Here is a 12,714-nt window from a genome sequence, read left to right as displayed (position 1 = left end):
GGAAGATTCATGTCCAAAGAGTACAAAGACCTCGTTGTCGGCCTCGACATCGGCACCGCCAAGGTGATGGCGGTGGTAGCCGAGGTGCAGTCCAACGGCGAGCTCAAGCTGGCCGGTCTCGGCATCGCCCCGAGCAACGGGCTCAAGCGCGGCGTGGTGGTGAACATCGACGCCACGGTGCAGAGCATCCAGCAGGCGCTCAAGGAGGCCGAGCTGATGGCCGACTGCAAGATCAGCCGCGTCTACACCGGCATCACGGGCAGCCACATCCGCGGCATCAATTCAAGCGGCATGGTCGCGGTGAAGGACCGGGAAGTCACGCCGGCCGATGTCGCCCGCGTGGTGGAGACGGCGCGCGCGATCAACATCTCCAGCGATCAGCGCCTGCTGCTGGTCGAGCCGCAGGAATTCGTGATCGACGGCCAGGACGTGAAGGAGCCGATCGGGATGAGCGGCATGCGCCTGGAAGCCAAGGTGCACATCGTCACCGGCGCGCAGAGCGCGGCCGAGAACATCATCAAGTGCGTGCGCCGCTGCGGGCTGGAGGTCGACCAGCTCATGCTGAATCCGCTGGCGTCGAGCCAGGCGGTGCTGACCGAGGACGAGCGCGAACTCGGCGTGGTGCTGGTCGACATCGGCGCCGGCACGACGGACGTCGCGATTTTCACCAACGGCGCCATCCGCCACACGGCCGTGATTCCGATCGCCGGCGATCTGATCACCAGCGACATCGCCATGGCGCTGCGCACGCCGACCAAGGACGCCGAGGACATCAAGGTCGAGAACGGCTATGCGAAGCAATTGCTGGCCGATCCGGACACGCAGGTCGAAGTGCCCGGCCTCGGTGACCGCGGCCCGCGCATGCTGAGCAAGCAGGCGCTGGCCGGCGTGATCGAGCCGCGCATCGAGGAGATCTTCTCGCTCGTGCAGCAGGTGATCCGGGAGTCGGGCTACGAGGAGGTGCTCTCTTCGGGCGTCGTGCTCACCGGTGGCAGCGCGGTGATGCCCGGCATGGTCGAGCTCGGCGAAGACATTTTCCTGAAGCCCGTGCGTCGCGGGATTCCGAAGTATTCGAGCGCGCTGTCGGACATGGTGGCGCAGCCGCGTGCAGCCACCGTCATGGGCCTGCTCGAGGAAGCACGTTACGCCCGACTGCGCGGCTTCAAGGTCGCTCAGAAGAACGGTTCGGTCAAGACCGCGTTCGGCCGCTTCAAGGACTTCATCGTGGGGAATTTCTGATGACCAGGGAGGCGACGCGATGAATGCTTTTCCTCTTTGGCTGGCGCGAGCCGGTCCACCCCGTCACTTCAACGAGCGATGGCGAAGGACTGGTCCACCCCCATGAGCGCTCTCGGTTCCAACAACAACTTATTCGCAAACAAACGGCAACTGCAAATTCAAGGAGTCAGAAAAATGGCTATCGAAATGATCGAGATCGAAGAGTTCAATCAAGGTACGCAGATCAAGGTGATCGGCGTCGGCGGCGGCGGCGGCAACGCGGTCGCCCACATGATGGAGCGTGGGGTGCAGGGCGTGCAGTTCGTCTGCGCCAACACCGATGCGCAGGCCCTGTCGCGCAGCAATGCGCACAAGACCATCCAGCTCGGCACCAACGGATTGGGCGCCGGCAGCAAGCCGGAGAAGGGCCGTGACGCCGCAGAAGCCGCGATCGACGACATCCGCGAGTCGATCGCCGGTGCGCACATGCTGTTCATCACGGCCGGCATGGGCGGCGGCACGGGCACCGGCGCCGCGCCAGTGATCGCGCGCGTCGCCAAGGAAATGGGCATCCTCACGGTGGGCGTGGTGACCAAGCCCTTCGACTGGGAAGGCGGCCGCCGCATGACCAATGCCGACGCCGGACTGGCCGAACTCGAAGCCAACGTCGACTCGCTGATCGTCGTGCTCAACGAGAAGCTGCTCGACGTGCTGGGCGAGGACGTCACCCAGGACGAGGCCTTCGCGCATGCCAACGACGTGCTGAAGAACGCCGTGGGCGGCATCTCGGAAATCATCAATGAGTACGGCGGCGTGAACGTCGACTTCGAAGACGTGCGCACCGTGATGGGCGAACCCGGCAAGGCCATGATGGGCACGGCTGCAGCCAGCGGCCCGGACCGCGCGCGCATCGCCGCCGAGCAGGCCGTGGCCTGCCCGCTGCTCGAAGGCATCGACCTCTCGGGCGCCAAGGGTGTGCTGGTGCTGGTGACGGCGTCGAAGTCCTCGCTCAAGCTGAGCGAATCCAAGCTCGCGATGAACACCATCCGCGCCTACGCCTCGCCGGACGCGCACGTGATCTACGGCGCAGCCTACGACGACAACCTCGGCGACGAGATGCGCGTGACCGTGGTCGCGACCGGCCTCTCGCGCCAGGACGCGCGCCGCCAGGCGCCGACGCTCGAAGTCATCCGCACCGGCACCGACAACATCCCGTTCAACGTGCCGACCCTCGGCTCCGCGAGCGGACACGGACACGGGCACGCGAGCAGCCAGCCCAACTACGACGGCATGGCCGTGCCCAGCGTGTGGCGCACCAACCGCACCATGGCCGCGGCCAAGGTGGACGCGCTGTCGTCGGGCGGCATGGACGATTTCGAGATCCCGGCTTTCCTGCGCCGCCAGGCCGATTGACGGGTTCCCGGTGGAGGCTATTGCGGAGATAGCGAGGCGGACGGTGCGCCGGATGCCTCGCGCTTCTAAAATCGCGCCCGTGCTTCCACAAAGAACCCTCAAATCCATCACCCGTGCGGTCGGCGTCGGCCTGCACAGCGGGCAGCGCGTCGAACTCACGCTCCGGCCGGCGCCGGTGAACCACGGCATCGTGTTCCGCCGCGTGGACCTGCCCGAGCCCGTCGAGATCCCGATGACGGCCGAAGCCGTCACCGACACCCGGCTCGCCTCGACCGTGTCCTCGGGCGGTGCCAAGGTGCAGACCGTCGAGCACCTGATGTCGGCCTGCGCGGGCCTCGGCATCGACAACCTGCAGATCGACATCACGGCCGACGAGGTGCCGATCCTCGACGGCTCCGCCTCTTCCTTCGTGTTCCTGCTGCAAAGCGCGGGCATCGAACTCCAGAACGCGCCGCGTCGCTTCATCCGCGTCACCCGCCCGGTCGAGGTGCGCGAAGGCGAGGGCGCCGATGCCAAGTGGGCGCGGCTCGATCCGTACCACGGCTTCAAGCTCAGCTTCGAGATCGACTTCGACCATCGCGTGGTCAACTCGACCGGCCAGCGCGTCGAGTTTGACCTCGGCAGCGGCTCCTACAGCCGCGACATCGCGCGCGCGCGCACCTTCGGCTTCACCAAGGAGGTCGAATACATGCGGTCCAAGGGGCTGGCGCTGGGCGGCGGTCTCGACAATGCGATCGTGATGGACGACACCAAGGTGCTCAATGCGGGCGGGCTGCGCTACGACGACGAGTTCGTCAAGCACAAGATCCTCGACGCAATGGGCGACCTCTACGTCATCGGGCAACCCCTGCTGGCCGCCTACAGTGCCTTCCGCTCGGGCCATGCGCTCAACAACAAGCTGCTGCGCGAGCTGCTCGCGCACGACGACGCCCACGAGATCGTGATCTTCGACGACGAGAGGCGCGCACCGGCGGGCTTCGCCGAAGTCGCGCGCGCCTGGTAGCGCGCCCGCCTCCCATCCGATGCTGATCTTCCGCTGGGCCATCCTGTTGCTGCTGCTCGTGGCCGGGGTGTCCTTCGCGTTCTATGCCGGGACGGGGCAGACCAAGTACCGTCGATTCGGCTGGATCGTGCTCAAGTGGACGCTGCTCGCAGCCTTCGGCTTCTTCGCGGTGCTCATTGCCGAGCGGGCGTTCTAGCGCGTCCGCCCCTGCCGATACATCCCGCTGGTGCTCCGCGTGAGCGCCGTGGCCGTTCCGAGCCGCGCCATCGAGCTGCCGACGTGGGCATGCGTGATCGCGATGCCGAGCGCGTCGGCCGCATCGCTGCCGGGCACACCGGGGAGCTGTAGAAGCCGCTTGACCATCTCCTGCACCTGCGCCTTGGCGGCGCCACCATGGCCCGCGACGGCCTGCTTCATCTGCAGGGCCGTGTATTCGGCGACCGTCAGGTTGCTGGTGACCAGCGCGGTGATGCAGGCGCCGCGCGCCTGGCCCAGCAGCAGCGTGGATTGCGGATTGACGTTGACGAACACGATCTCCACCGCCGCCGCATCGGGCTTGTAGCGCTCGGCGATCTCGCCGATGCCGTCGAAGAGCACCTTGAGCCGCGCCGGGAGTTCGCCGCGCGCCAGGTGCTTGGTGCTGATGGTGCCGCTCGCGACGTAGCGCAGCGCGTGGCCGTCTATGTCGACCACGCCGAAGCCGGTCGTCTGCAGTCCGGGGTCGATGCCGAGGATGCGCATCAGGGCATTAGACGTCGAAGTACCAGCGCACTGCGTGGAAGAACACCGGCGCGGCAAAGCAGAGCGCATCGACCCGGTCCAGCAAGCCGTTGGCGCCGGTCACGCCCACGCCGCGCCGGCCCCAGTTGGGAATGCCGCGGTCGCGCTTGAGGGCCTTCATGACGAGGTGGCCCATCGAGCCCGCCACGCAGGCGATCAGCGACATCGCGAGCGCCTGGCCGTACTTGAAAGGGGTGATGAAGGACAGGAGTGCGCCGACCACGCTCGCGATCGCCATGCCCAGCGCCCAGCTGGTCCAGTTGAAGCTGCGGCTCACGTTCGGCGCGAAGGGCGGCTGCATGAAGAGCCGATATCTCGCCTGGGCCAGCCAGCCTTTGGGTGGCTCGGGCGGCGGAGCGCCTTCCACGGGCATCGTCTTGCGGCGCGACACCAGGTGCTGCACCAGCATGCAGGTCTGCACCACGAACACCAGGTAGAAGATCAGGAACGCGTTCTTGCCCTGGTAGCCCGGGAACGAAAGCAACAGCAGTGCCGGCACATGGCTCATGCCGTAGACGCAGACCATGATCCCCCATTGCAGCTTGGCGTTGCGCTCGAGGAAGTGGCTCGGGTCGTCGGCCAGCGCGCTCACGACCGGAATCGCGAGGAAGACGTAGACCGGGATGAATACCGTGAACAGGTCGAAATGCGCGGTCGCGACCAGCCAGAACTGGATCGGCAGCACGAAGAAGAAGGCCAGGATCAGGCTGCGATGGTCGCCGCGCCGCGTCGGCGACAGGGTGATGAACTCGCGCAGCGCGAAGAAGGAGATGAACGCGAAGAGCAGCGTCGCGACCTTCTCGCCCAGCGCCCAGCCGACCCAGAACACGATCACCATCACCCAGGTCGTGCGCAGCAGCGAGCGGAAATGACGAAGCTCGCGCTGCCAGATCTCGTCATGCACCGGGTTGCGGCGCTCCCTGAGGCTCAGCAGGAAGACTGCCGTGCTCACGACGAAGAGCAGCCCGAACACGATGAAGAACAGCGCTGCGACCTGATGGGTCGATGAAAGATTGCGGAGGTACTGGTTCATCTAGACCTCACGCAGCGCGATGACCGCCTCGCGAGCCCGATCGAGAAAGGGACGGCGCTCTTCGCCTTCTTCGAGCTGGATCGGCGCGCCGAAGGTGACGGAGCAGAGGATCGGCACCGGCACCACTTCGCCCTTGGGCATGACGCGCTGGACGTTGTCGATCCACGCAGGCACGAGCACTGCGTCGGGGAACATCTGCGCGAGCGTGAAGAGGCCCGACTTGAACTTCTGCGGGATGCCCGTGTGGCCGCGCGTGCCTTCGGGAAAGATGATGATCGAATCGCCGCTTTGCAGGGCCTCGATCAGGGGCTGCAATGGGGCAAGCGCCTCTAGGCTGCCGGGTGTTGCGGCCGGTACGGGCTCTGCGGCCGGCTGCGCCAGCGGCAGTTCTCCTTGCGAAGTCCAGGGCCCGACAGGCTCCGGGTCCGGCGGCGGCACGTCGTCGAACGACGGTTCGATGCGCACGGCCGGCGGCGGTGCGGGCGGCGCAGGCGGCACCACCGGCGCGCCACCGCCCCGCTCGACGTAGATCGCGTTGAAGACTTCGGTCGTGATCCAGCGCTTGAAGGGCGTGTTGGCCCAGTAGTCGCGCGCGGCGATCGGACGCGTGATGCTGCGCAGCTCCTCGGGGAGGGCGGCCCAGATCATGACGAGGTCGAGATGGCTTTGGTGATTGGCGAAATAGATGCGCTGCTCTGCCTTGGGCGGGCAGCCCCACCATCGCGCCTGGGCGCCGGTGAGCAACCGGATCAAGGCCAGCAATCCCCACCCTGTGAACTTAGCAAGCATGGCGGCGATGATAGGTGGAGCTAGGGCAGTTCTGCGGCTGGCATGCGGGCCGCGATCGTGCCGGAACGGCTCGCCAGATAGCCGGAGCCCTGACGGCGCTCGAAGAACTTCGGACTCGGCAGCATCACGGCGAGCCTTGCGGCCTCACCGGCGGTGAGCCGCGACGCGGGCTTCCTGAAATAGTGCTGGGCGGCAGCCTCGGCGCCGAAGATGCCTTCACCCCATTCGACGTTGTTGAGATAGATCTCGAGGATGCGCTGCTTGCTCAGCATCACTTCGAGCGCCGTGGCGAGCACCAGCTCCTGGCCTTTGCGAAGCAAGGTGCGCTCGCCGGACAGCAGCAGGTTCTTGGCCAGCTGCTGCGTGATGGTCGAGCCGCCGCGCAGTTGGGGCGCGCGGGGCTCCTTGCCCCGTGCGCGCATCTGTGCTGCGCGCCGGGCAGCCATCTCCTCGGCCTTGGCGTTGCGTTGGCGCGCGCGCTCGATGGCTTCCCACTCGACGCCCTGGTGGTAGATGAACTCGCTGTCCTCGCTCGCGATCACGGCGCGCTTGAGCGAGTCGGAAATCTGCGAATAGGGGACCCACTGCTGCTTCCAGTCGCGTTCGCCGTTGCTGCGTCCGTGGACAGCGACCTGCCATGCCTCGGAGCGCTGGAAGGCCGTGGATTCCGGATCGATGGCCGCCATCGCGGCGATGCGCAGGATGAAGAAGAGTTCTAGCGCGAAGGCCGCGACCAGCAGACAGCCGAGCCAACGAAGAAAGGGCTTCACTTCGCGTCGACGATGGCGCGCAGCTCGGCGAGCACCGTGGCCGTGGGCGGCCGGACGCCGCGCCAGGTCTCGAAGGCTTCGGCCGCCTGCTCGACCAGCATGCCGAGTCCGTCGCGCGGCACGGCGCCGTGCGCGCGTGCCCACGCCATGAAGCCGGCCGCTGCGGGGCCGTACATCATGTCGATCGCGAGTGCGCCGGGCTTCAGCACGCCGCCATCGACCGGTACTTCGCCGCCGGCCAGGCTCGACGCCGTGGCGTTCACCACCACGTCGAAGGTGCCGGGCACCGCGTGAAGTTCTTGCGCTTCCAGCGAGACGTGGTGCTGGAGTGCAAGCGCCGCATGGCGCTGAACCAGCGCGATGGCCTTGGCGAGCGTGCGGTTGGCAACCACGACGCGACGCGGTCCGGCCTCCAGCAAGGGGCCGAGCACGCCCGCGGCAGCGCCGCCTGCGCCGAGCAGCAGCAACTCGCTGCCCGCGATCGGCACGCCCGCGTGCAGCGTGATGTCGTTCACCAGCCCGATGCCATCGCTGTTGTCGCCGTGGATGCCATCGTCGCGGAAGCTGATCACGTTGATGGCGTGTGCGAGGGCGGCACGCGGCGTCAGGTGCTGCGCGAGCGCCGCCGCGTCGAACTTGAAGGGCACGGTGACGTTGCAGCCGCGTGCCGTGCCCGAATGGTCGGCACGGAAGGCCGCCACGGCATCGGCGAATCCGCCGATCGGCACGAGGCGGCGTCCATAGCTCAGCGTCTGGCTGGTCAGTTCGGCGAAGCGCGCATGAATCCACGGTGAGCGGCTGTGCTCGACCGGATTGCCCATCACGCAATACAGGTCCATGGCGTCTCCGATCATTGTCTGGACGAAAGCTGTGTCTCGAGCGTCTCGTCGTGGGTGAACTTGAAGCGCGAGGGCAGCACGATCTGGTCGGTCTGCCGGCGCATCGCGTCGGTGAACTTGCCGAAATTGCCGACGCTGCGCACGATCGCCTGGGCGCGGCGGTCCAGCAAGCGGTTGCCCGAGCTCTCGACGACGTCGGTGGCAAGGATCGAGCCGTCGTGGTTGACGGTCACCATCATCGTCAGCTCGCCGTACATCTTCTTGCCGGCGGCCTCGGGGAAGTTTTCGGTGCCGCGCACCTCGATCTTCCGGCGCAGGGCGTCCACATAGACGGCATAGGCCGCTTCGCGCGTGGCCGGGCTGATATAGCGCTTCTTCGGGCGTGCGTTCTCTTCGTTGACGCGGCGCTCGATCTCCGCGAGCAGGTCGACCAGCTGGCGGCGTTTTTCCTCGCGCGCCGCGGATTCGCTCGGGTTGCCCTGGCTGCGCGGGTCGGGCACCGGCATCGATGCGAGCTGCTGCTTGATCTGGGCCAGCAGCAGCATCTGTTGCTGCTGCATCGCCTCAACCTGGCGCTGCTGCTCTTCCATCGCGTCGCCGACGGTCGTGAAGGTGGACGGCGGCAGCGGGCTGGTGGCGCGTCCCTTGTCGAGATCGCCGCCGCCGGCCAGCGAGGCCTGGGCGATTGCCTTTGCCTTGTCGGGGCGTTCGTTGGTCTTGGCGTTGACCAGGATGACCTCCAGCGGCGTCTCCTTGAAGACGCGGTTGAAGGACTCCGGATCGACGAAGCGCACTGTCAGCAATGCCGCATGGGCGATGACCGACAGGCCGAGCGCAATCTGCAGCGTGCTGAGGTCGCGCAGGTTCATGGGGTGGTCTTCCTCGGGATCATGCCGGCGTGTTCTCCGGTGCAGCCTCGCTGTCGGTGAGGTCGACCGCGATGGCGATCGGGCCGGCGACTTCTTCCTCGTCCTCGCCGCCCTCGTCCTCCGCCGGCGCTTCGGCGGGTGCCGCGTCAAGGCGTTCGATGACGGTGCCGTGCACATCGAGGGCGATCTCGTCGATCTCGCCGAGCTTGACGCGCACGCGCGCACCGCGCAGCAGGCCTTGCGTTCCCGTGACCTGGAACACCAGCGGAAGCGTGTCGGCACGCACCAGCGCGCCGTTCGGCACGTCCTTGATCAAGGACGCGTCGAGTTCGGTGATGCCTTGCTGCTGCAGATACTTGAGCGTCCAGAAGCGCTCCATGCCGCCCTGGTGCGCGTTGTAGGTGCTGTAGGCCGCGTCGAAGCCCGAGAGGATCGAGAAGAGATCCGCATCCTTCGGCTTGAACGGCGCCGCCAGCGCTGCAGTCTTGCCGTGGCGGGCGGCCGCGATGATCTGCCACTGGTTCACGAGGTCGGTGTAGCGGCGCAGGGGCGAGGTGCTCCACGCGTAGCTCTTCACGCCGAGGCCGGCGTGCGGCAGGGCGCGCGTGCCCATCCGCACCTTGATGCCCGGAGCGAGGCTGGCCTGGCTGCGGTAGAGGCCGGGCACGCCGAGTTCGCCGAGCCAGCCGCCCCAGCTGCTGTTGGCCAGGATCATCGCTTCGGAGACGATCAGGTCGAGCGGCGCGCCACGCTGGCGGGTGCTGATCTGCACCTGTTCGTTGCCGGTGGGCTCGCCGTCGTTGCCGACGAGGCGGAAGTTGTAGTCGGGGCGGTTGAAGCTCTCGGGCTTGCCGCGCACGACTTCGCGCTGCGCCTTCAACTGCTTCGCCAGGCGGAACAGGAAGGACAGGGGCTCGCGCACGCGCTGGGCGACTTCGGGCGTGCTGTCGGCGTTGACCGATGCATCTTCGAGCCATTCCTGTGTGACGACGGTGTCGAGCTGGTCGTGCCGCAGGTTGGCGACGATCGGCACGCGTTCGAGTTTCGTTTCGGTGCCCTGCAGGGCGAGCGAAGCTTCGTCGAAGGTCGCGTAGATGGAGACGGCCGGACAGTCGCGACCTTCCTGCAGGGTGTAGGCCTCGACCACGTGGTCGGGCAGCATCGTGATCTTGTGCCCCGGCATGTAGACCGTCGACATGCGCGCACGCGCCACCTGGTCGATCGGGCTGCCCGGCACCAGCGCCAGGCCCGGTGCGGCGATGTGGATGCCGACGACCACCGTGCCGGTGCCGAGGCCCCGAACCGACAGCGCATCGTCGATTTCAGTGGTCTGCGAATCGTCGATGGAGAAAGCCTGCACGTCGGCCAGCGGCAGTTCGTCGGCGATGACGGGCGCGCTGAGCGTCGGGAAGCCGGTGCCTTTCGGGAAGTTCTCGAACAGGAAGCGCCGCCAGTGGAACTGGTAGGACGAGTCGATGGCGCCGGCCTGCTTCAGCAGGTCGAGCGGCGCGCGCTGCGTGGCACGGGAGGCTTCGACCACCGCCTTGTATTCCGGCGCATTCTTGTCGGGCCGGAACAGGATCTTGAACAGCTGTTCGCGCACCGGCGCCGGGCACTCGCCGGCGGCCAGTTGCGCCGACCATTCGGCAATCTGAGACTGAATGGCTTTTTTCTTCTCGATGGCGGCCAGTGCCTGCTGGATGATCTCGGCCGGCGCCTTCTTGAAACGGCCCTTGCCGGCTCGACGGAAATAGTGCGGCGCCTCGAACAGCGACAGCAGCGCGGCGGCCTGCTGCACGAGACTCGGCTGGGCCTGGAAATACTCGGCGGCCAGTTCGCCGAAGCTGAATTCACCCTCGGGTGCGAACTCCCAGGCCAGGTCGAGATCGACCGTTGCGGCCAGCGTACGCGCCTCGGCCAGCAGTTCTGGCGGGGCCGGCTTCTCGAAGCGCAGGACGATGTTGGCGCCCTTGACCTTGACGCGCTTGCCGGTCTCGAGCTCGACCTGTGCCGAGGCCTCGGCCTCCGACAGGATGCGGCCACCGAGGTACTTGCCGGCTTCTTCGAACAATACAAACATGGCGCGGATTGTCCCATGCGCTGCGGCGCAGTCCGGGTGCTCGCAGACCCTCAGACCGGGTCGATGAAGGCCAGCACGTCGTCGAGGTGGCGCTCCTCGAAATCCGAGAGCGCGTGGTCGCTGCCTTCGAGCAGTTCGATTCGGCTTCCCGGATAGCGGTCGGTCATTTCACGCCAGTCGAGCACTTCGTCGCCCTTGGCGATGATCGCGAAGACCTGGTCGGGTCGAGCCAGGGGGCCGACGTCGAGGTTGCGCAACTCCCCGATGTACTCCGGCCGGAAATGGAAGTGTTCCGCGGGGTTGTGCCAGAGCGTCTGGTCGCCGATCTGGCGGACCAGGTCTCGGTCCGGGTGGACGGCCGGATTCAGCAGCACCGCGCGGCAGTGGGTCGTGCTGGTGACATAAGTGGCATAGAAGCCGCCCAGGGAGGAGCCGACGACCGCCATCGAACTGCGCGGCCAGTCTGCAATGCCCCGCATCACGAGGTCGATCGCCTCCCGCGGGGACGGCGGCAGCTGGGGGCACCACCATCGCAGGTTGGGGTGCTCGCGCGCGACACGTTGGGCCATGAGCGAGGCCTTGGTCGAGCGGGGCGACGAGCGAAAGCCATGCAGGTAGAGCAGGTGGGTGGTTCGCGGCATGGCGCGCATTATGGGGACTCCGGCCGAAATTGCGTCTGGAGCCTCTCCCGGGTGCGCGGGGCGCGATAATCCGCTCCCAAATATTCGCGTCCCTTATGTCAGCCGTCTTCCATCAACCCTCGCTCGCGCGACGCCTGTTGCCCGTGTTCCAGGGTTTCGACGGTTTCCTCGCCTTTGCCGTCCTGCTGCTGGCCTTCGCCGGGATGATGACGATGTATTCGTCGGGCTATGACCACGGCACCCGCTTCATGGACCATGGCCGCAACATGCTGCTGGCCGGCTTCATCATGTTCGTGGTCGCCCAAGTGCCGCCGCAGCGCCTGATGGCCTTTGCGGTGCCGATCTATACGGTGGGCGTGGGCCTGCTGGTGGCCGTGGCGCTTTTCGGCATCACCAAGAAGGGCGCCCAGCGCTGGATCAACGTGGGTCTGGTGATCCAGCCCAGCGAAATCCTGAAGATCGCGATGCCGCTGATGCTGTCGTGGTGGTTCCAGCGGCGCGAAGGCCAGTTGCGGGCGCTGGACTTCGTGGTTGCCACGATCCTGCTGGCCGTGCCCGTCGGCCTGATCATGAAGCAGCCCGACCTCGGCACCGCGCTGCTGGTGCTGGCGACGGGGCTGTCCGTGATCTTTTTCGCGGGGCTGTCGTGGAAGCTGATCGTGCCGCCGGTGCTGATCGGCATCGTGGCGGTGACGCTCATCGTGGGCTTCGAATCGCAGCTGTGCGCGGACGGATTCGACTGGCGGATCCTGCACGACTACCAGAAGCAACGTGTCTGTACGCTGCTCGACCCGTCCAAGGACCCGCTCGGCAAGGGGTTCCACATCATCCAGGGGATGATCGCCATCGGCTCTGGCGGCGTCGGCGGCAAGGGCTTCATGCAGGGCACGCAGACGCACCTGGAATTCATTCCCGAGCGGACCACCGATTTCATCTTCGCAGCCTATTCCGAGGAATTCGGCCTCGCCGGCAATCTGGCCCTGATCGCGGCCTTCATCTTCCTGATCTTCCGCGGCCTCGCGATCGCGCTGGACGCGCCGACGCTGTTCTCCCGCCTGCTGGCGGGGGCGGTCACGATGATCTTCTTCACCTATGCCTTCGTGAACATGGGCATGGTGAGCGGCATCCTGCCGGTGGTGGGCGTGCCGCTGCCGTTCATCAGTTATGGCGGCACCGCCATGGTGACGCTGGGGCTCGGCCTGGGCATCCTGATGTCCATATCCCGCGCCAAGCGGCTCATGCAGTCCTGATGTTCCGTGTTGCCCCCGGAAGGGGGTGG

13 protein-coding genes are annotated in these 12,714 nt (G+C 66.7%); 5 read left to right on the top strand and 8 right to left on the bottom strand.

Features of this window, described 5'->3' with window-relative positions; genetic code table 11:
* Window positions 1-9: 9 nt before the first annotated feature.
* The 4 genes from ftsA to QTH90_RS17045 all read left to right on the top strand — a co-directional run bounded on the left by ftsA (window position 10) and on the right by QTH90_RS17045 (window position 3,830).
* Window positions 10-1,239: a cell division protein FtsA gene (gene ftsA / locus QTH90_RS17060; RefSeq protein ID WP_286567997.1), complete on the top strand. Its 1,230-nt coding sequence runs from the start codon at window positions 10-12 to the stop codon at window positions 1,237-1,239.
* 174 nt (window positions 1,240-1,413) lie between these two features.
* Window positions 1,414-2,631, top strand: a complete 1,218-nt coding sequence (gene ftsZ, locus QTH90_RS17055; RefSeq protein ID WP_286665754.1) for a cell division protein FtsZ — start codon at window positions 1,414-1,416, stop codon at window positions 2,629-2,631.
* Between the two features lie 79 nt (window positions 2,632-2,710).
* A complete protein-coding gene (gene lpxC, locus QTH90_RS17050) occupies window positions 2,711-3,634 on the top strand; it encodes a UDP-3-O-acyl-N-acetylglucosamine deacetylase (RefSeq protein WP_286665753.1) in 924 nt (307 codons plus the stop codon).
* Window positions 3,635-3,653: 19 nt separating this feature from the next.
* Window positions 3,654-3,830 (top strand): hypothetical protein, encoded by a 177-nt coding sequence (locus tag QTH90_RS17045; RefSeq protein WP_286665752.1) that lies wholly within the window; start codon window positions 3,654-3,656, stop codon window positions 3,828-3,830.
* Here QTH90_RS17045 and ruvC read toward each other — a convergent pair.
* From ruvC to QTH90_RS17005, 8 genes are read right to left on the bottom strand one after another with little or no spacing between them, the layout of a single operon-like run.
* On the bottom strand, window positions 3,827-4,375 hold the full coding sequence (gene ruvC / locus QTH90_RS17040) for a crossover junction endodeoxyribonuclease RuvC (RefSeq protein WP_286665751.1): 549 nt from the start codon (window positions 4,373-4,375) through the stop codon (window positions 3,827-3,829). The two genes, QTH90_RS17045 and ruvC, sit on opposite strands and share 4 nt — an antisense overlap.
* Before the next feature lie 7 nt (window positions 4,376-4,382).
* Entirely contained in the window at window positions 4,383-5,447 is a 1,065-nt protein-coding gene (locus QTH90_RS17035) for a phosphatidate cytidylyltransferase (RefSeq protein WP_286665750.1), read from the bottom strand.
* A complete protein-coding gene (locus QTH90_RS17030) occupies window positions 5,448-6,236 on the bottom strand; it encodes a lysophospholipid acyltransferase family protein (protein WP_286665749.1) in 789 nt (262 codons plus the stop codon).
* Window positions 6,237-6,256: 20 nt separating this feature from the next.
* Window positions 6,257-7,006: a monofunctional biosynthetic peptidoglycan transglycosylase gene (mtgA, locus tag QTH90_RS17025; protein WP_286665748.1), complete on the bottom strand. Its 750-nt coding sequence runs from the start codon at window positions 7,004-7,006 to the stop codon at window positions 6,257-6,259.
* A complete protein-coding gene (gene aroE, locus QTH90_RS17020) occupies window positions 7,003-7,845 on the bottom strand; it encodes a shikimate dehydrogenase (protein ID WP_286665747.1) in 843 nt (280 codons plus the stop codon). The genes mtgA and aroE overlap by 4 nt, the downstream gene beginning before the upstream one ends.
* Window positions 7,846-7,856: 11 nt before the next feature.
* On the bottom strand, window positions 7,857-8,714 hold the full coding sequence (locus QTH90_RS17015) for an energy transducer TonB (RefSeq protein WP_286665746.1): 858 nt from the start codon (window positions 8,712-8,714) through the stop codon (window positions 7,857-7,859).
* A 19-nt stretch (window positions 8,715-8,733) separates the two neighbouring features.
* On the bottom strand, window positions 8,734-10,794 hold the full coding sequence (locus QTH90_RS17010) for a ribonuclease catalytic domain-containing protein (RefSeq protein WP_286665745.1): 2,061 nt from the start codon (window positions 10,792-10,794) through the stop codon (window positions 8,734-8,736).
* 50 nt (window positions 10,795-10,844) lie between these two features.
* Complete coding sequence (locus QTH90_RS17005; RefSeq protein WP_286665744.1) at window positions 10,845-11,435, bottom strand: YqiA/YcfP family alpha/beta fold hydrolase; 591 nt, start codon at window positions 11,433-11,435, stop codon at window positions 10,845-10,847.
* Between the two features lie 95 nt (window positions 11,436-11,530).
* On the opposite strand from QTH90_RS17005, the gene rodA reads away from it, so the two are divergent.
* Window positions 11,531-12,685: a rod shape-determining protein RodA gene (gene rodA / locus QTH90_RS17000; protein ID WP_286665743.1), complete on the top strand. Its 1,155-nt coding sequence runs from the start codon at window positions 11,531-11,533 to the stop codon at window positions 12,683-12,685.
* Window positions 12,686-12,714: the final 29 nt, after the last annotated feature.

The sequence above is a fragment of the Variovorax flavidus genome (assembly GCF_030317145.1).
Classification (GTDB): Bacteria; Pseudomonadota; Gammaproteobacteria; order Burkholderiales; family Burkholderiaceae_C; genus Variovorax; species Variovorax flavidus.
This window is presented reverse-complemented; position numbering and strand designations above follow the sequence as displayed.